The 19,270-nt window shown below is 67.2% G+C and carries 14 protein-coding genes and 1 pseudogene; 7 read left to right on the top strand and 8 right to left on the bottom strand.

Annotated elements, in window-relative coordinates; translation table 11 throughout:
• Window positions 1-111: 111 nt before the first annotated feature.
• The 3 genes and pseudogenes from carB to ACT2B0_RS12660 form a co-directional block, all read right to left on the bottom strand.
• Complete coding sequence (gene carB, locus ACT2B0_RS12670) at window positions 112-3,606, bottom strand: carbamoyl-phosphate synthase large subunit (RefSeq protein WP_473465379.1); 3,495 nt, start codon at window positions 3,604-3,606, stop codon at window positions 112-114.
• Between the two features lie 743 nt (window positions 3,607-4,349).
• The gene (locus tag ACT2B0_RS12665; protein ID WP_473465377.1) at window positions 4,350-5,120 is read right to left on the bottom strand and encodes a KilA-N domain-containing protein; all 771 of its coding nucleotides are present in this window, start codon (window positions 5,118-5,120) and stop codon (window positions 4,350-4,352) included.
• A 251-nt stretch (window positions 5,121-5,371) separates the two neighbouring features.
• A pseudogene (locus ACT2B0_RS12660) lies at window positions 5,372-5,784 on the bottom strand (transposase); the annotation flags it as partial.
• 102 nt (window positions 5,785-5,886) lie between these two features.
• Between ACT2B0_RS12660 and ACT2B0_RS12655 the strand changes: the two are divergent.
• On the top strand, window positions 5,887-6,294 hold the full coding sequence (locus ACT2B0_RS12655; protein WP_106573564.1) for a GFA family protein: 408 nt from the start codon (window positions 5,887-5,889) through the stop codon (window positions 6,292-6,294).
• Window positions 6,295-6,316: 22 nt separating this feature from the next.
• Here ACT2B0_RS12655 and ACT2B0_RS12650 read toward each other — a convergent pair whose 3' ends face one another.
• Complete coding sequence (locus ACT2B0_RS12650) at window positions 6,317-9,418, bottom strand: caspase family protein (protein WP_473465374.1); 3,102 nt, start codon at window positions 9,416-9,418, stop codon at window positions 6,317-6,319.
• 197 nt (window positions 9,419-9,615) lie between these two features.
• On the bottom strand, window positions 9,616-10,173 hold the full coding sequence (locus ACT2B0_RS12645; protein WP_473465372.1) for a cytochrome b: 558 nt from the start codon (window positions 10,171-10,173) through the stop codon (window positions 9,616-9,618).
• A gap of 110 nt (window positions 10,174-10,283) precedes the next feature.
• On the opposite strand from ACT2B0_RS12645, the gene ACT2B0_RS12640 reads away from it, so the two are divergent.
• From ACT2B0_RS12640 to ACT2B0_RS12620, 5 genes are all read left to right on the top strand, one after another.
• Complete coding sequence (locus tag ACT2B0_RS12640; protein ID WP_238719868.1) at window positions 10,284-10,682, top strand: MarR family winged helix-turn-helix transcriptional regulator; 399 nt, start codon at window positions 10,284-10,286, stop codon at window positions 10,680-10,682.
• Window positions 10,683-10,858: 176 nt separating this feature from the next.
• Entirely contained in the window at window positions 10,859-11,248 is a 390-nt protein-coding gene (locus tag ACT2B0_RS12635) for a hypothetical protein (protein ID WP_473465369.1), read from the top strand.
• 29 nt (window positions 11,249-11,277) lie between these two features.
• The gene (locus ACT2B0_RS12630) at window positions 11,278-12,204 is read left to right on the top strand and encodes a hypothetical protein (RefSeq protein WP_473465366.1); all 927 of its coding nucleotides are present in this window, start codon (window positions 11,278-11,280) and stop codon (window positions 12,202-12,204) included.
• Between the two features lie 112 nt (window positions 12,205-12,316).
• Complete coding sequence (gene ypfJ / locus ACT2B0_RS12625; RefSeq protein ID WP_473465364.1) at window positions 12,317-13,204, top strand: KPN_02809 family neutral zinc metallopeptidase; 888 nt, start codon at window positions 12,317-12,319, stop codon at window positions 13,202-13,204.
• 271 nt (window positions 13,205-13,475) lie between these two features.
• Window positions 13,476-15,047 (top strand): pilus assembly protein TadG-related protein, encoded by a 1,572-nt coding sequence (locus tag ACT2B0_RS12620; RefSeq protein WP_473465362.1) that lies wholly within the window; start codon window positions 13,476-13,478, stop codon window positions 15,045-15,047.
• Between the two features lie 63 nt (window positions 15,048-15,110).
• On the opposite strand, the gene ACT2B0_RS12615 is transcribed toward ACT2B0_RS12620, so the two are convergent.
• Entirely contained in the window at window positions 15,111-15,479 is a 369-nt protein-coding gene (locus ACT2B0_RS12615) for a Rid family hydrolase (protein ID WP_473465359.1), read from the bottom strand.
• Between the two features lie 108 nt (window positions 15,480-15,587).
• The gene (carA, locus tag ACT2B0_RS12610) at window positions 15,588-16,790 is read right to left on the bottom strand and encodes a glutamine-hydrolyzing carbamoyl-phosphate synthase small subunit (protein WP_473465357.1); all 1,203 of its coding nucleotides are present in this window, start codon (window positions 16,788-16,790) and stop codon (window positions 15,588-15,590) included.
• A gap of 289 nt (window positions 16,791-17,079) precedes the next feature.
• On the opposite strand from carA, the gene ACT2B0_RS12605 reads away from it, so the two are divergent.
• Window positions 17,080-17,529 (top strand): GatB/YqeY domain-containing protein, encoded by a 450-nt coding sequence (locus ACT2B0_RS12605; RefSeq protein WP_473465354.1) that lies wholly within the window; start codon window positions 17,080-17,082, stop codon window positions 17,527-17,529.
• A gap of 21 nt (window positions 17,530-17,550) precedes the next feature.
• Here the strand turns inward: ACT2B0_RS12605 and ACT2B0_RS12600 are convergent, their stop codons facing one another.
• Window positions 17,551-19,212, bottom strand: a complete 1,662-nt coding sequence (locus tag ACT2B0_RS12600; RefSeq protein ID WP_473465352.1) for a Na/Pi cotransporter family protein — start codon at window positions 19,210-19,212, stop codon at window positions 17,551-17,553.
• Window positions 19,213-19,270 lie beyond the last annotated feature (58 nt).

Here is a 19,270-nt window from a genome sequence, read left to right as displayed (position 1 = left end):
AACGCTTTCTCTCCCGCAAGGGGAGAGATAGCGCGCCGGCGCGCGACCTTTTGGCAGCCCGCTTGGCCGGTCGACGCCGGCGGCTGGTTATCCTGCCCGCAAGGGGAGAGGCTAAAAATAATCCTGCAGCTTGCGGACCTCGAGCGAGCCGGCCTTCAAGGCGGCGATGGCTTCGGCGACGGCTTCGGCGCCGGCCATGGTGGTGTAATAGGGCACTTTCTGCATCAGCGTGGCGCGGCGCAGCGACTTGGAATCCGAGACCGCCTTCTGGCCGTCGGTGGTGTTGAAGACCAGCTGGACCTGGCGGTTGCGGATGGCGTCCTCGATATGCGGGCGGCCTTCCAGCACCTTGTTGATCTTTTCGGCCTCGATGCCGTTTTCGCGCAGGAAGCGGGCGGTGCCGCCGGTGGCCAGCACCTTGAAGCCGATATCGGCAAGCCGCCTGACGGCCGGCAGCACGCCGGGCTTGTCGGCGTCGCGCACCGACACGAACACGGTGCCCGAGCGCGGCAGGTCGACGCCGGCGCCGAGCTGGGCCTTGGCGAAGGCGAGCGCGAATTCGCGGTCGAGGCCCATCACCTCGCCGGTCGACTTCATTTCCGGGCCCAAGAGGATGTCGACGCCGGGGAAGCGGGCAAACGGGAACACGGCCTCCTTGACGGCGATGTGGGCGAGTTTTTCGGGATCGGGCCTTCCGCCATAGGCGGCGAAGGTGGCGTCCAGGCTCTCGCCGGCCATGACGCGGGCGGCGATCTTGGCGATCGGCCGGCCGATGGTCTTGGCCACGAACGGCACGGTGCGCGAGGCGCGCGGATTGACCTCGAGCACGAAGATCTCGCCGTCCTTGACGGCGTATTGCACGTTCATCAGCCCGCCGACCCTGAGCGCGCCGGCCAGCGCCGCGGTCTGGCGCTCGAGCTCGGCGACGGTGGCGGGATCGAGCGTATGGACCGGCAGCGAGCAGGCCGAATCGCCGGAATGGATGCCGGCCTCCTCGATATGCTCCATGATGCCGGCGACATAGGTCGCCGCGCCGTCGGACAGGCAGTCGACGTCGACCTCGATCGCGCCGGCCAGATAGGTGTCGAACAAAAGCGGGTTCTTGCCGAGCAGGGTGTTGATCTGGCCGGTCTTGTCGTTGGGATATTTCTGCTTGATGTCCTCCGGCACCAGGCCGGGCACGGTGTCGAGCAGATAGGACTGGAGCTGGCCTTCCTCGTGGATGATCTGCATGGCGCGGCCGCCGAGCACGTAGGAGGGGCGCACGACCAGCGGAAAGCCGAGCTCGCCGGCCACCAGCCGGGCCTGCTCGACGGAAAAGGCGATGCCGTTCCTGGGCTGCTTGAGGCCGAGCCGGGTCAGAAGCTTCTGGAAGCGGTCGCGGTCCTCGGCCAGGTCGATCATGTCGGGCGCGGTGCCCAGGATCGGGATGCCGGCCCGTTCCAGCGCCTCGGCGAGTTTCAGGGGCGTCTGGCCGCCGAACTGGACGATGACGCCGACCAGCCGGCCGGCGGCCTGTTCGGCGCGCAGGATTTCCAGCACGTCCTCGTCGGTCAGCGGCTCGAAATAGAGCCGGTCGGAGGTGTCGTAATCGGTCGACACCGTCTCGGGATTGCAGTTGACCATGATCGATTCGTAGCCGGCGTCGGCGAGCGCGAAGGCGGCGTGACAGCAGCAATAGTCGAACTCGATGCCCTGGCCGATGCGGTTCGGGCCGCCGCCGAGAATGACGATCTTGTCGCGGTCGGAGACTTTTGCCTCGTCGGCGGGCGCGCCGGCGAACGGCACCTCGTAGGTGGAATACATATAGGCCGTCGGCGAGGCGAACTCGGCCGCACAGGTGTCGATGCGCTTGTAGACGGGGTGGACGGCGAGCGCGTGGCGCGCCTTCCTGACCGCCTCGGCGTCGAGGCCGGTGAGCGAGGCGAGACGGGCGTCGGAAAAGCCCATCGCCTTGAGCATGCGCAGGTTCTGCGCGTCGGCCGGCAGGCCGTGCTCGCGCACGCGCGCCTCCATCGCCACGATCGCGGCGATCTGTTCCAGAAACCACGGATCGATGGCGCACATGGCGTGGATGTCGGCGAGCGAGGTGCCCATGCGCATCGCCTGGGCGACCTGGCGCAGCCGGTCGGGCGTCGGCGTGCCGAGGGCGGCGCGGATGGCGTTGCGGTCGTCGTCGCTGTCGCTGCCGGGGCCGACGCCCGGAATCTCGATCTCGTCGAGCCCGGTTAGGCCGTTTTCGAGCCCGCGCAGCGCCTTTTGCAGGCTTTCGGCAAAGGTGCGGCCGATCGCCATCACCTCGCCGACCGACTTCATCGCCGTCGACAGGACCGGCTCGGCGCCGGGGAATTTTTCGAAGGTGAAGCGCGGGATCTTGGTGACCACATAGTCGATCGACGGCTCGAAGGAGGCCGGGGTGGCGCCGCCGGTAATGTCGTTTTCGAGTTCGTCGAGCGTGTAGCCGACCGCCAGCTTGGCCGCCACCTTGGCGATCGGGAAGCCGGTCGCCTTGGAGGCGAGCGCGGAGGAGCGCGACACGCGCGGGTTCATCTCGATGACGACCATGCGCCCGCTCGCCGGGTCGATGGCGAACTGGACGTTGGAGCCGCCGGTCTCCACCCCGATCTCGCGCAACACCGCGATCGAGGCGTTGCGCATCACCTGATATTCCTTGTCGGTGAGGGTGAGCGCCGGCGCCACCGTGATCGAATCGCCGGTGTGAACGCCCATCGGGTCGATATTCTCGATCGAGCAGATGATGATGCAATTGTCGGCGCGGTCGCGCACGACCTCCATCTCGTACTCCTTCCAGCCGAGCACCGATTCCTCGATCAGCACCTCGGTCGTCGGCGAGGCGTCGAGGCCGCGCTCGACGATCTCGAAGAACTCGGAGCGGTTGAAGGCGATGCCGCCGCCGGTGCCGCCGAGCGTGAAGGAGGGGCGGATGATCGCCGGCAGGCCGACATGGTCGAGCGCGGTCGCGGCGACGGCCATGGCGTGGGTCATGTAACGCTGCTTGCGGTCGCCCTCGCCGAGATTCCAGCGGTTCTCAAGCTCGTCGAGCGCGGTGTCGAGCGCGTCGCCCGACAGCGTCTCGCGCAGGCCGGCGCGCTCGGCCTCGTGGGTCTTGCGGTCGGCGTCCTTGACCTCGGTGGCGTTGGCGAGCACCGATTTCGGCGTTTCCAGCCCGATCCTGGCCATCGCCTCGCGAAACAGGGCCCGGTCCTCGGCCATGTCGATCGCCTCGGCGTCGGCGCCGATCATCTCCACGCCGTAGCGTTCCAGCACGCCCATGCGCCGCAGCGACAGGGCGGTGTTGAGCGCGGTCTGGCCGCCCATGGTCGGCAACAGCGCGTCGGGACGCTCCTTGGCGATGATCTTGGCCACCACCTCCGGCGTGATCGGCTCGATATAGGTGGCGTCGGCCAGCTCCGGGTCGGTCATGATGGTGGCCGGATTGGAGTTGACCAGCACGACCCGGTAACCCTCGTCCTTCAGCGCCTTGACCGCCTGGGTGCCGGAATAGTCGAACTCGCAGGCCTGGCCGATGACGATCGGCCCCGCACCGATGATGAGAATGGAGGTGATGTCGGTGCGTTTGGGCATGGCGGTCGGTCCGTTCGAACGTTCTTGCGCGAAGACCCGGCGCGGGGCGTCTCCGGAGAGCGCCGTGGCGCATCGCGGAGCCCGGTCGGTGCGCAAGAGAAAATCTTGTCAGGCTAGGCGGGCCTTATAGGGGAGAGAAAACCGCGAGGGAAGAGCCGAAAGCGCCGGCAACGGCGCAATCCAACACACAAACCGGCCGCGCGGCCATGCGCGCCTCTGCGGTTTCGCCGGCGCTGCGCCGCGTGGCCGGGTTTTCGCGCACGCGGAAGCGGGGCGTTGACGTGTTTTTTGGCGCCGCGCACGGAGCGCGCCTTGCCGCGGCGGCCGTTGGAAACGTCGAATTCGGCGGCCGCATGGATGCGCGTGTCGTTGACCACGCCGTGACAGGTAAAACCCCGTGACGCCCTTTTTAACGATGCGTGCCGGCGCTGACGCCGCATCGAGAATTGGTTTTTATGAAAAAGCAGCCTCGTGCATCGAGGGCACCAACCTTATCCGAGTCAATCTATGGCGAACCGCGCACCGATACAGGCTCGTTGTCGAGGCGGGATATCGCAGGCGAGTTTGTCGCGCTATGCGGAGAAGACGCGCGGGACCGGAAACACCTGTCCGATCTGACACGGCGCGTCAGCAAGGCCCTGCGCAAGATGCGCGAGGAAGGGCATGTGCGGAGCGTTGCGGATGCGAAGGGGAATTTGTTGTGGGAGCGGCGGGTTTAAGCCCGCCGCCGATCTCTTTGTCTATTACGCCGCCCGCCCGCCGGGCGTCGGGAGAAGGCGCGGCAAATATGCCAGAGCAGAACTATCGCGGCTGCGGAAGTATGCTGTGGCCCGGTTAGGCAGCCACTCCTCACGGAAGTGCTTGCGCCACTCCGCCAACAGGCTTTCCGGGTAGGCCTTTGCCTGCACCCTCCGGCCGTCCTCGTAGACATGCCAGTAGGTCGGGAGGGCATCGGTATCGATTCCATGCTTCTCACGAAGCCATTTGCAGAACATGCGCCCATGCGAAATATCGGGCACCATGTGTTCCGGCAGCGTGTAGCCCATGATCTCCATCGGACCTATCAGCGCGAGGGTCAGCTCGGACAGAATCGAGAAGTGAGCAACGGGAACGTTCTGCTGGTTCGCCGTGTAACGTCGGATGTGATAGGGCAACTCACCGCGCGCCGGCGCGCCCTTGCCTGACATCCAGTCATAGACCCACTGGCTGACCTTGACAGCAAACTCGGCGGAACACCACTGGGCGAGGTGAATGGCCACATGGGGATGGACCCATGTACCCTGAAGCCGAGAGTCGCCACCACTGATTGACTGGACAAGCTTCGAGGTCGGAATTCCGACCTCGCTCGACAAGGCATCAAGAAAGCCCCTTGTCGTGCGGTTCTCATTGTAATGCTTGAACTGCTTACCCGCCGCATGACACATAGCCGTGGCATTGATGTAGCCGTCGGCCGGGCGCTGGTAGATAATCGTCCCCTGTGCCTTGTGGGGGATAAGTTCGAAGTGCTGCTGCATAAGACATAAACCTTTCTGTATGTCTTTATGCGGTGAGGCCAAGAATCCCTCTTGACACGTGGACTCACAATGTCCACTTAATGCCCAAGTGATCACGCCCCACCGTCTAGGTGGTTCAAATAAGGCCCGGTTTGGTGTTTGCGCACCGCCGGGCCGCTCCTTGCCTACCCTTAACGTGGGGTAAACGTCCCGAATCTGGGCGAAAGATTCCAAATTTCAAGGCGTGGTTGAAATATTATTTCGGCCCGCCGCTAGTACCCCGCCCACACCCGCGATACCGAATGATCGAGCGCGCCGCCAAGCAGCGCGAAGGCGTTGGCACCGTTTGAGCGGCGGCGGTGATCCTCCAGCCACGCGGCATGGTTCGCGTACTGGTACAGGTAGCGGTGCGAAACGTGGTGGTGCTGCCCGCCGACCATGCGGCGAAGGCGCGAGAAGTAGCTTTCGACAAAGTTGGTGTGCTTGCCGTTGCCGTCGCTGTAGGCCTCACTGTGATTGATCAGGCCCGTCTCGAACTGCATTTCCAGAACATCCCAATGGGTGGCTTCATCGGCGAACAGCTTGGCCTTGGCGACCTGACGAGCGCGGGCCATCCTGCGGCCTTCAGCTTCACGGTTGCGGACGAAGGACAGGTGCCGCCCTGGCGTTCGCGCAGGGCGATGACGTCGACCCGGCAATCGGACGGGTCGCGAATCGGGGGCGCGGTCTTTAGGACAAGGCTGTCGGCCGGCGTACCCGGCCCTTTCAGACGAGAGCGAGGTGGGTCGTGACCCAAAAAACCGCAGGCGCGTGTTTGTGCGGCGCCGTCGCATTCGAGATCAGCGGCGCGTTCGAGGCGTTTTTCCTGTGCCATTGCCGGCGGTGCCGCAAGGATACCGGCTCCGCGCACGCGGCCAATCTGTTTTCCTCCACCGCGACGATCGCCTGGCTGTCGGGGCAAGACAAGATCAGGACCTACCGGGTGCCCGGGACCCGGCACGAAAAGAGTTTTTGCACCGAATGCGGCTCGGCCGTTCCAACGCTACAGGCAGACGGCGCCCTGCTGGCGGTGCCGGCCGGAAGCCTCGACAGCCCGGTGGAGATACGGCCGACCGCGCATATTTGCTGCGCGAGCCGGGCGGACTGGGATACGGAGCTCGGGGCGGTTCCGACACTTGACGGGCTGCCGGGATAGGGCTTTCGAGCCGGCCGGACGCCTATTGCGCGGCGAGCGTTGCGACCAGCGCTTTGGCCCGGGCGACGGCTTTTTGCGCGGTCGCGGCCGCTTCCGCGTCGTCCAGAGATCGCAGCTTCGCCAGACCGCTTTCGCACAGCGCCAGGGCCTGGCGCGCGGCTGCCAGGTCGGCGTGGTGGCGGGCCTTTTCGGTGCGCACCTCGCAGGCGGTGTTTTCGAAATAGCCGGCGAAGGCGGGCAAAGCGGGCGCCCGCGCCAGGGCGGTGGCGGCCATCTCCTCGGCCAGCGCCAGGCGGCCTGCGTCGAAATCGGCGCGCAGGCCCTGGACGATGACGAAGGCCAGCGTGTTGGCGGTGAGCGCGATGCCCTGCTGGTTGTCGACATCTTGCATATGGCGGTTGATCCGGATTCCGGCCGCGACCGCGCGGTCGATGTCGCCGGGGCTGCCGGTCGCGAGCGCCAGCCTCGCGGCCGCGTCGGCGTAGTGCGCGAAAAGCTCGACGAACGGGACCGGGTTGGTCGCCGGCGCCTGCCACGCCTCGTAGTGCCCGATCGCGGTTTGCAGCAGGTCGACGCCCTGGCGCAATCCCTCGGCATCGTCATTAAGGGCGGCCAGCGCCTGCACCGCCTTGCCGAGCTCGGCCTGCGCGAAGGTCGCCAGTTGCGGCTCGGCGGCCGGGTCGAAGCCCTCATGGGCGGCCCTGAGCCCGGCGACGGCCTCGCGCAGCATGGCGGCATCGCCGCGGCGCTGGCCGATGCCGGCGCGGACCCGCGCCTTTTGCAGGCGGACCAGCCGGAGCTGTCGCGGGTTGGAGCCGGCGAGGGGGTCGCTTTCGACGGCGTCGAGCGCGTCCAGCGCCGCGGCGAGGTGCCGCGTGCCGTCCTCGCGCAGGCCGATCGCCACCAGGGTCAGCGCGCGTTGCCACGCTGCGTCGAGGGCGGCGGCCCGCGCGCCGGCCTGGCGGAAGATCGCCAACGCGGCCTCGTGCGCCTCCAGCGCGGCGGAAAGCCCGGAGAGGTCGCCGAAACGGTCCGCCCATTCCAGGCCGATCCGCCCGCCGGTGGTGGCGATCTCGGCCCAGAGCAGCGGAAAACGCTCGCGGCCGAACAGGCCGGCGGTCATGGCGTTCATCTCGGTTACCGTCGACAGGGCCTCGGTCGTGTTCAGGCGCATGGCGAGATCGAGCGCGATCTGCGGCGCGCGCACCGCGTAGCGCGCCGACACCGGATCGATGTCGCCGTCGGTGTCGAGCATGGCGACAAGCGCGCCGAGCTCGCCCTGCAAGGCGGCGAAAAGCATCAAAGAGGGCGCGGCCGCCCAGCGATAATAAAGCGCCTGCACGTGCCGGAAACGCGCCTCGGCCTCCGTCGCCCGATCCCCGGCCTGGCGGGCGAGGGCGGCGGCCGCGGCGAATTTCGTCCCGGCGTCGGCCAAGGCGGCGGCGTCGCCGGCCGTCAACGCGATTTGCCCGCCGGCGCGCCCCGTATCGAGCAAAAGCCTGGCGCGCTCGCCGGCCGGCAGCGCCTCGGCGTCGGCGTCGGCCGTTTCGAGCACGTCCAGCGCTTCGCGAACGGCGGCGTCGTCGCCGGTTTTGGCGCCGCGCAGCATCAGGGCGCGGGCCAGGCCATGCGCGAAACGGGCCCGCTCGCCGGCGGGCAGGCCATCGCCATCGAGCAGCGTCTCGCGCGCCAGGCGTTCGGCGGCGGCGAGCGAGGATCGCGATCCCTTCAACTCGGCGTCGGTCAGGCGCGCGGCGATTTCCGCGCGGCGGTAGTCCAGCGCTTTTTTGTCGTCCCAATCGGCGAGGATGGCGCGGGCCTCGGCATAGTCGTCGGCGGCCTCGGCGTGGCGGAAGAGCAGTTTTTTGGTCTCCGCGCTGCGGGCAAAAACCGCCGCATCCTCGGCAATGCGGTCGCGCAGGGCGGCGATCTGCCGGTCGCGGGTCGAGCGCAGCGCCGCGACACGCTGCTTGGCGCCGTCGCGCAGCCGATCGGCGGTTTCGAGCGCGCCTTCCAGTTCGGCCTCGTCGGCCAGGCGCGACAGGCGCTCGATCTCCGGATCGGGATTGGCGAGCGCCGCGTTTGCCCGGCGGTTTTCGGCGAAGCGGCCGATTTCGGCGCGCAGCCGCGCCTCGACGGCGGCGGGGTCGCCGGTCGCCTCGACGCCGAGCGCCTGCATCATGGCGAAGACGACGCTCATCGGCACCTCGCCGCCGCGGGCGAGGTTCTCGGCCTGGGTGCGCCGGACCGCCGGCAGGTTGGCGATGGTCAGGAGCAGGCGCCGGCGCTCGGCGAGGATCTCGCCCGGCGGCCCCTCGACCGGCGCGGGCGCCTCGCCGAAATAAAGCAGGCGGCGCAGGCTGGCATTCGTCCACGGAAGCTGTCGGCCGTCGGTCTTCAGATAGACCTCCTCGGCCACCATGCGCATGACGGTGCCGAATTCGGTGCCCGCCATGGCGGAGACGTGGCGCAGCAGCGCGGCCGCGTAGGGGCTGTTGTCGCCGGCGCCGTCGAGGGCCGGGCGGCCCGGCTCGGCGGCGAAGCCGATCACCATGCCGAGCGGGCCCGTGGTCGTCCCGGCCGGCGTGTCGGCAAGGGCGCGGGCGCCGCGCGTCTCGGCCAGGCCGCCGGCCGAGATCGGCACCGGCTGGGCGCCGGGGGTGCGTTTCAGCGTCGCGCCGGGCGGGAACGGATTGTCGCGGCAGGCGTCGAGCAGCAGGATGGTGACGGCCACGCTCTCGCGCAGCCGGGCGAGAATGTCGTTGAGCGGCACGAGGCGCTCGGACGCCGCGCCAAGGGCCGACAGGTCGGCGTCGACGGGGATCAGGAAATTCTCGCCGCCGGCCTCGATTCCGTGGCCGGCATAATAAAACACCGCCACATCGGCCTCGGCGGCGTCTTCCACGAAGCGGTCGAGATCGCGGGCGAGGTTTTTTGCGTCGCGGTCGGTGCGGCGCACGGACTCAAAACCGAGATCGGCGAGCAGGCCCTCGATCGCGTCGGCATCGTTTTCGGGATTGGCGAGCCTTGGCAGATGGGCGTAGTCGCCATTGCCGATCACCAGCGCCACGCCGCGCAGGGCGCGCGCTTCTTGCGCGACGGCGACCGCCGGAAAAGGGCACACACCAGCGCCAGGCCCGCACAAACGCGCCGCAGCCGCGTGCCCGGGACAGAACCGCCCATCAAGGACCCCGGTTTGCGTTTGCGGGCACTGTGCCGGGCGGCTGCGGCAAGAGCAAGGCGGCGGGCGCGACCGGCGCGGGCGGGCGGACACGCGCGCCCCGCGCCGGCCGTCGTCGGCCCGCCGCCGGTCGCGCCCGCTCAGGGGACAGGCTGGCGCGCGCGGCCGAGGGCCGGCAGGATGCGGGCGAGGATGCGGTCGCGCCTGACCAACTGGTGATAGAGCGCCGCGGCGACATGAAGGCCGGTGAGGACGATCAGCGCCCAGGCCAGAAATCCGTGCGCGCGGCGCGGGGCCAGGTCGGAAAAGTCGGGCAGGGGAGCCGGGTCGCCGAAGAACAGCGGGCCGGCCGCGCCCGACGCGGCGATGGTGGCGATGCCGCTGGCGGCGGCGAGCAGGATCACCGGATAAAACAGCCAGTGGACGAGGCGCGCGGCCCTGGCCTGCCAGACGGCGCCGCCGACGGGGTCGGGATGGCGGTCGGCGAAAGCCCACCACAGGATGCGCGCCAGGGTGAGCGCGAAGACGATCACCCCAAGGCTAAGATGAAGGCGCAAGAGAGCGGCCGTGCCGGAGGCGCCGGCCATCGCCTCGAGCCGCAGGCCGCTCGCGACGAGAGCGAAAAGCACGACCGCGGACAGCCAGTGCAGGCCGGCCGCGACGCTGCCGTAACGATGTTTGGTGCTGGTGAGAGCCATTGCGATCGTCTCCTTGATCGACGCGGGAACTGCATGTTATATAGCATACGATGTAATTAAATAGCAAGCTATGTAATATGGATTTTGTCCGCAACCGATCGGCCGGCTACATGACCAACTGGGCCGCGCGGCTTTTTGCCCGCGCCATCGACCGGCGGCTGAAGCCGCTCGGGCTCGCGTCCGGCCATTTGCCGGTGTTTTTTGCGCTCGGCCAAGGCGCGACCATGACCCAGAAGGCGCTGGCCGCGGCCGCCGGCATCGAGCAGCCGACCATGGCGGCCACGCTGGCGCGCATGCAGCGCGACGGGCTGATCCGCCGCGACCCCGACCCCGCCGACGGGCGCAGCGCGCTGGTGTCGCTGACGCCGGCGGCGCTCGACAAGGCGCCGGCGGTGCGCGCGGCGGTGGCCGCGGTCAACGGCGCGGCGCTGGCTGCGCTCGACGAAGCCGAGCAGGCGGCCTATCTGGCCGCGCTCGCCAAGATCGTGGCGGCGCTGGAGCGCGCATGAGGCGGTTGCCTCGGGGCGTTGACGCCGCCCCGAACCTCACATTCCCTCGGTCGCGGCTTTTTCCCCGCCGCACGAGGTCTTAGGCTGTGGTCACGCCACGGCCGATTGACTCCGATCAAGGAAGACCTGGCGCAAAGGCGACATAGAGGATCGGGCGTACGCATGGAGGGCTTGCGATGTTTTTCAAACGAACCGTTTTGATGGCCGCGATCGGCGCGGTGTTGGTCGCGGCCTCGGCCACGACGGCGGCGGCCGATACCTATCTCGGCTCCTACGTGGCGCGGCTTTCGCCGCATGATCACGAGGCGAGCGACGGTTATCCGCTCGACAACGCCGCGCAGGTCGTGCGCCAGGATCGGGCCAACTACCACAAATTCGGCTGGATCGATGCGGAGGACACCGGCGATTCGTGGTTCGCCTCCGCCAAGGCGCGGGCGCGTCTGCAAACCATGCTCGAGCGGCGCGGGGCTATGGATGCGCGCACCCGCCGGGCGATCATGAACGGGACGCCGCTGATCGAGGTCGAGGTCTACCGGCGCAGCGTCAAGGTGTTTCTGCTGCGGTGATTCTAACCCGACGCCGCCGGAGTTCGGCCGTGACCAGCCGTCGACCGCCTGACCGGGCGTGGGCGCGCTTGCGCCTGACCGTCTTCTTCGCCATCGCCATCGTGCTTTCGGCCTGCGCCCATGCGCCCCGGAACGCGTCCGGCGATGCCGGGTCCGGGCGGGACAACCCGCTTGCCGGGTGCTGCGAGACGCCGGAGCGCTCGCCGGCCTGGCTGGTGGCGCTTGCCGAGCCGGCGGCGCCGTTGATCGGAAACGTGATCGGCCGGATTGCCTGGCGCGGCGGACACCTGGCCGGCGACGACAAGGCGCTGCGCCTGCTCGGCGAGCGGATGCGGCCGCTCGACATCATCGTGGTGAGTTCCAAGGGCAGGCTGTCCGGCAACACCCTGCCCGGACTGTTCGTGCACGCGATCACCTATCTGGGCACGGAGACGGAGCTGCGCCGGCTCGGCGTGTGGGACCACCCGGCGGTGCGGCCGCACCAGGCCGCGATCCGCGCCGGCGCGGTATTCGTCGAGGCCGACTATCGCGGCGTGCACCTGTCGCGCCCCGAGGCGGTGCTCAATACGGACCGGCTGGTCGTGCTGCGTGCGAACCGCCACGGCAAGGGCGGACGCGCCGGGGAGGCCGTGCGGCTTGCCGGCCATGTCGGCAACCCGTTCGATTTCAATTTCGACGGCGACGATCCCGACCGGCTGTTCTGCACCGAACTCGTCGGCCACGTCATGCCGCAACTCGCGCTGTCGTCGCGGCAGGCCTATGGGCGGCGCATCATCCTGGCCGACGACATCATCGCCGACGCGCTGGCCGGGCGCAACGGGCTGCGGGTGGTGCTTTACCTGAAGGGCGATCGGCAAGGCGTGCTCATGCCGACCAGGGCCGCTCTGGCCCGCGATATCGGCGCGGCCTGGAACGGGCAGCGCCCGACCGGGAGACGATGCGCCTTCGGGCGTTGAGCAGCCGGCGGCACGCGAGGCGAGACGAACACGATTTGTTGGGTTAAAACCGTCGCGAAAGCGTGCGTCTCCCCTTCGCGGCGGGCGCGGTGGGCTGGCTGGGAGGTTCGACATGCGTTGGCGCGGCAGACGACAGAGCTCGAATGTGGAGGACCGGCGCGGACGCGGCGGCGGCGGGTTCGGGCGCGGCGGCGGCGGTGTGCGCATCCCGGTCGGCCGGATCGGCGGCGGCGGCGGGATTTCGGGCATCATCATCCTGGTGGTGCTGTTCTTCGCGCTCAGAGCCTGCGGCATCGACCCGCTGGAAATGCTGTCGCAGGACCCGGGCGGCGCGCCGGCCGGCCAGCAGCAGACGCGGGCCAGCGACGAGGCGACGCAGTTCGCCGGCGTGGTGCTGGCGGAGACGGAAGACGTGTGGACAGGCATTTTCCAGGCCGAGGGCGCCACCTATGCCGAGCCGAAAATGGTGCTGTTTTCGGGCCAGGTGCGCTCGGCCTGCGGCTTCGCCTCGGCCGCGTCGGGGCCGTTTTATTGTCCGGGCGACAAGAAACTCTATCTCGATTTGAGCTTTTTCGACGAACTCGCCCGCCGTTTCGGCGCCGCCGGCGATTTCGCCCAGGCCTATGTGATCGCGCACGAGGTCGGCCATCATGTGCAGAACCTGATCGGCGTGCTGCCGAAGTTCAACGCGATGCGCCAGACTATGAGCCAGACCGAGGCCAACCAGATGTCGATCCGCGTCGAGTTGCAGGCCGACTGCTTCGCCGGCATCTGGGCGCATTTTACCGCGCAGAAGGGGCTGCTGGAGGCCGGCGATATCGACGAGGCGCTCAACGCCGCCACCCAGATCGGCGACGACACGCTGCAACGGCGCACGCAAGGGTATGTCGTGCCCGAAAGCTTCAACCACGGCACGTCGGCGCAGCGGCGCGAATGGTTCTCGCGCGGCCTGAAAAGCGGCCGGCTCGACGCCTGCGACACGTTTAACGGTCCGGTCTGAGCCGGCGGCCGAATGGCGCGTTCGGCCGGATCGGCGGCGGTGTGCGGCGTCGCGCCCGACCGGCCTGGCGCCTGTTAAGCCGACGGCAGAAAACCCTTCCGGCCCGCGATGTTTGCGAGGCCGCGAAGGCATGAAGGCCCGGGCCGGGGAACGGTTCGGTTCGTGGGCGTTGGGCATAATTTGTTATGAAGCCGTTAAGCCTGCCGGTTATCCGCGTATTAATTTGGCTGTCCTACAATCCCTCTCTTGCAAATTGCCGAGGGGGTTTGGCATGGCACGGTCTCTGTTTCAGCTTTTTTGCCGCGACGACAGCGGCCATTACGGGATGATGATGGCATTGGCGATGTTGCCGCTGCTGCTTGCCGGCGGCACGGCGCTCGACTTCGCCTCGATCAGCGCCAAGCAGGCGCAACTCCAGCAGGCGATGGATTCGGCCGCGCTGGCGATCGCCCGCGAGGGCGAGTCGCTCTCGGACGTGGAAGCCAACAAGATCGCCAAGCAGTTCCTGACAACGAATTTCGACCCGCGCTACGCGGACCTGGAAATCGATCGCAACGGCACCAAGGTCGACATCAAGGCGGCGGCGCGCGCCAACCTGACCTTCGGCTCGCTGCTGGGTTACGAAAACTGGAAAGTGTCGGCGCGGTCCACGGCCGATCTGGCCTATACCAATTATGAAATCGCGCTGGTGCTCGACACCACCGGTTCCATGTCCGGCGGCAAGCTGATCGCCATGAAGGACGCCGTTCTGGGATTGGTCAACACCATGTCGGCCCAGGTCAAGGGCAAGGACAAGCTGAAATTCGCAGTGGTTCCGTTCGCGAATTTCGTCAATGTCGGCCCGCATTACGGTCCGGAATTCCTGAAGAACGGCCAGGTCAAGAACAAGACCGGGGCCAAATGGCTCGATCTGAAGGGCAAGGCAGACTTTCCGCAGGTGGAGCTGCAGAAGGGGTTGAGCCGGTTCGAGCTGTTCAACCATCTCGGCGAGGAATGGGCCGGCTGCGTGGAGACGCGTTACGGCGGCGGCAAGACCGCCCACGACGTGAAGGACAGCGAGCCGAACACCAAGGACGCGGCAAGCCTGTTCGTGCCGGCCTTTTCGATCGACGAGCCCGACGAGGGCGGTTATTCCAACAACTATATCGACGCGGATGTGGATCCGCTCGACAAGAGTGCCGCAGGCAAGGTCAAGAAGCTGTTGAAATACGGCGTGACCGCGCTTGCTCCGCTCGATCCCAGACTCGAATGGCTGACGCCGGACGCCGAGATATCGGGCAGGCGCGGACCGAACCGCGATTGCGTGACCCAGCCCATCATGCCGTTGAATACCGACTTCAAGGCGGTCACCAAAAAGGTCGAATCGCTTACGGCCAACGGCAATACCAACATCATGGAGGGGGTGGCCTGGGGCATGCGGGTGCTGTCGCCGCACGAACCCTTCACCGAAGGGCGCGATCCCAAACAGATCGGGGTCGAAAAGATCATGATCGTTCTGACGGATGGCTCGAACGTGTTCGGCAATTCCAAAAACGCGCTCGGGTCGCGCTATTCCAGCCAGGGCTATCTGGTCGACGGGCGGCTGGGGATCACCGCCGGCTCGTCCTCCGACACCAACAGGCTGATGAACGAAAAGACGCTGGCGGCCTGCAACAACGCCAAGGCGCAGAACATCATCGTCTACACGATCAGGCTCGAGGAGCCGGACGTGAAGACGGGCATGATGCTCAAGGACTGCGCGTCCAGCTCGGCGCATTTCTTCGACGCGCCGTCGCGCTCGCAGCTCGACGAGGTGTTCGAGGAAATCCGCGACCGGGTGGTGCGGCTGCGGCTGACGTCGTAGCGCGAGGAGGCACGAACGGAGCGGGGCTGGGCGGCTTTCGGGCCGCCCTTTTCTTGTTTGCGGTTAGTTCTCGCCCCAGCCCGCAATCACCGCATCGGCCTCGAATTCAACAAGCCATTCCGGGTTCACGAAACGATCTATCGCCATAATCGTGTCGACGGGCCGCACATCCTTGAAATATTCCTTGCGGACGTCGATGGCCGCTTTCCAGTTGTCGATATCGGTGAGGATGACGCGCGTGCGCACGACGTCGTGCAGCCCCGATCCGGCGCGCTCGAGCGCGTCCTTGATGATCTCGATACACTGGCGGGTTTGCGCGGCAACATCTCCAATGCCGACGGTCTTGCCGTCAGCGCCTACGGGCGCGGTACCGCCGATCGAAATGAACGGGCCGACGCGCACCGCGCGCGAAAACCCGACGATCGCCTCCATCGGGTTGCCGTTGGATATCAATTCCCTGTCGAATTGCATGGCTCGCTCCTCCAACACCTGCCGAAGCAGAATGCGGAGCCGGAGGCCGCCTTGCAATCGCCTTTGGCGCTAGCGCTCGGCCAGCGCCGGCTCGTTCTTGCGCTGGCGGATCAAATTGACGAAGCGGCGGAAGAGGTAATGCGAATCCTGCGGGCCGGGCGAGGCCTCGGGATGCTGCTGCACCGAAAACACCGGCCGGCCCTTGACGGCGATGCCGCAGTTCGACCCGTCGAACAGCGAGACATGGGTTTCTTCCACCGTGTCGGGCAGCGAGGCCGAATCGACGGCGAAGCCGTGATTCATCGAGACGATCTCGACCTTGCCGGTGGTGTGGTCCTTGACCGGATGGTTGGCGCCGTGATGACCCTGGTGCATCTTGACCGTGCGTGCGCCGAGCGCCAGCGCCAGCATCTGGTGGCCGAGGCAAATGCCGAACACCGGGATGTCGCTTTTCAGAAGTTCGCGGATGACGGGCACGGCATAGTCGCCGGTGGCGGCCGGATCGCCGGGGCCGTTCGACAGGAAAATGCCGTCGGGATGCATGGCCAGCACGTCCTCGGCCGTGGTCGTGGCCGGCACCACCGTCACCTCGGCGCCGAGACCGGCCAGAAGCCGCAATATGTTGCGCTTCACGCCGTAGTCGATCGCCACGATATGCATTGTCGGCGCGTCTTGCCGGCCGTAACCGTCGCCGAGCTGCCAGGGCGTCTCGGTCCAGGTCGAGCTCTGGCCGGAGGTAACCTCCCTGGCCAGGTCGAGCCCGACAAGGCCCGGCCACTCGGCCGCCCGCCGCTTCAACTCGGCGCGGTCGAACACGCCGTCGCGCGCATGGGCGATCACGGCGTTGGGCATGCCTTTTTCGCGGATCAGCGCCGTCAGCGCGCGGGTGTCGATGCCGCACATGGCGACCACGCCGCGGCGCTTCAGCCAGTCGTTGAGATGCTCGCCGGCGCGATGGTTGGACGGATCGGTGAGATCGGATTTGAACACGGCGCCGACGGCACCGGCGCGTTTGGCCGGCGTCAGATCCTCGATATCCTCGTCATTGGCGCCGACATTGCCGATATGCGGAAAGGTGAAGGTGACGATCTGGCCGGCATAGGACGGATCGGTGAGGATTTCCTGGTAGCCGGTCAGAGCGGTGTTGAAGCAGACCTCGCCGGTCGCGATTCCCTCGGCGCCGAGGCCGGTCCCCTCGATTTCGGTGCCGTCGGCCAGAACGAGCAGGGCCGTGGGGGGCGTCACGGTCCAGGCCGGGGTCGATTGCGTCATCTCTACTCTCCGTCAGGTCGGACGCCCGGGCTTGAAAGGCGGGCGGCCAAAGGCCATATGGCGCGAAGAAACGCACGCGAGCCACGGCAAGCCGTCGATCCGTGCGAACAGGTATACGTCCATGCAAGGCGCGGACAATAGGCGAAGCGCGGACGCCGGTCAATCTGTGAAGATTGACGCAGGGGCAAAAGTTTTATCCAATAAAAACAATAGATTGCGCTTATATAAACGGTTTGCCTCCGCCGAGTCGGGGCGCTATGGTGCATGGCCGCGAATGGAGAAGGATCCGATGCGCGAAAAACTCGCGTGCGCACTCAGGGACGCGCAAAAGGCCCAGGACAAACGCCGGCTGTCGACGATCCGGCTGATCCAGGCCGCCGTGAAGGATCGCGATATCGCGAACCGCGCGGCCGGCAAGGACCCGGTCAGCGACGAGGACATCGCCGCGATCCTGGCGAAGATGCTCAAGCAGCGCGTGGAATCGGCATGCACGTTCGAAGAGGGCGGCCAGCTCGAACTGGCCGAGCAGGAGCACCAGGAGATCGCGGTGATTCGCAGCCTTCTGCCGCGCCCGCTGGAGGACGAGGCGGTCAAGCAGGCCTGCAAGCAGGTCATCAACGAGGTCGGCGCCGGCGGCCTGCGCGACATGGGCAAATGCATGAACGCGCTGAAGCAGAAATTTCCCGGCCGGATGGATTTCGGCAAGGCGAGCGGCATCGTCAAGGGCATGCTGCGTTGACATAAGCCGCGTCGGGCGGGCCTATCCCGCCTTCAGGCGCGTGTCGCTGAGCATGCCGTGTTCTTCCAGCACAGGATAGGCGATCGAGGCGAGCAGCGAATTGATCTGCTTTAAGTCGCGCAGCGTGTCGAGATGGATCGAACTCGTCTCGAGGCTTTTTGCCGTGCCTTCGCGCAGCCGGTCGAAATGGCTCTGATTGGACGCTTTTTCCTTGTCGCGCAGCCGGTCCTTCTCGGCGACGAGCTGACGCGCGGTCTCGCTGTCGCGCGATACCAAAACGTTGAAGGCCAGCCTGGCATTGGCGGCAACGGCGGCGTGGAAGCCGGTCAGTTCGCGCCAGCCCTCATCGGTGAATTCCAGGCCGCGCTCCATCTTCTTGCGCACGTGGACGAGCATGTTGCGCACGATGATGTCGCCGACCTGCTCGAGTTTCACGCAGGCGCCGATGAGTTCCTGGCAGCGCAGCGCCTCGTCCTCGGTCAGCGGGTGGACGGTGGTTCTGGCCAGGTAGAGCTTGATGGCGGCGTGGCGCCTGTCGACCCTGTCGTCGAGCGCGGCAAGCGCGTCGATGCCGTCCTTGTCGGCATGGGCGTAGAGTTCGATGATGCGGGTGAGCATGATTTCGATGATCTCGCACACGCGCACCACTTCGCGCGTGGCGTTGGCCAGCGCCTGGGCGGGTTTATCGAGGGCCTTCTCGTTCAAGGCGCTGAGTTCCGTGGTCGCGAGCAGTTCGCCGGCGGCAGTGCTGCGCGCCGAGGTCATCGCCGTGGTGAGGCGGACGACGAGGCCCGCGAGGGGAACGCCGAGCAGGGCCAGCAGGCCGTTGAACAGCAGATGGGCGTGGATGAGCTGTTGGGGCGCGGTCGCGCCCAGCCGCTCCAGCGGCGCCCCGACAAGAACGACCGCGATCAGGGCCAGGATCGCGCCGGTGGCGCGCACGATCAGATTGCCGACAGGCACGGTGCGCGACAGCGGCGGCATCGCCCGTGCCAGCACCGCCGCGATGACGCCGCCGCCGAGATTGGCGCCGAGCACGAAGACCAGTCCGAGCTCCACCGGAACCAGGCCGCGACCGGCCAGCGCCACCACGAGCAGGATGGCGGCGACGGAGGAGTGAAACAGCCAGGTCGTCAGCGCGGCGACGATGAAGGCGGTGGCGGGGTCGCCGGCGAGATAGTCGACGACGACCGGCAGCAGGTGGCTGTCGCGCAGCGGCTCGGAGGCCTCGCCGATCATGCGCAACGACAGGATCAGCAGGCCGACCCCGATCAGGATACGGCCGAACTGGCGCCAGTTGCGCGCCTGGGTGGCCAGAAACATGGTCGTACCGGCGACCAGGCACACGGGCACCAGAAAGGCGAGATCGAAGGACAGGATCTTGACGACCAGCGCCGAGCCGATGTCGGCGCCCAGAACGGCGATCAGTCCGGCCGACGCCGACACGATACCGGCGCCGGCGAACGAGCCGACCAGAAGGCTGACCGCCGTCGCGCTCTGCAGCGCCACGGCCAGGGCGGCGCCGGCCAGCACCGCCAGGAGCGGGTTGCGCAGGGTCGCACGCAGCCGGTGGCGCAGCAGGTTGCCATAGGCGCGCTCGACGCCGGTGCGCACCATGCGGGTGGCCCACAACAGCAGCGCCACGGCGCCGGCCAGATGCAGGAGCACGAGCGAGCCGCTCATCGCGTCGCGTCAAACGATGCGCTGTCGCTCGGTGGCGGGGAAAGCGGCGCGTTCATCA

The organism is Nitratireductor sp. J20-h4 (genome assembly GCF_056780505.1).
The sequence above is the reverse complement of the archived record's forward strand: the minus strand, read 5'-3'. Positions and strand labels throughout refer to the sequence as shown.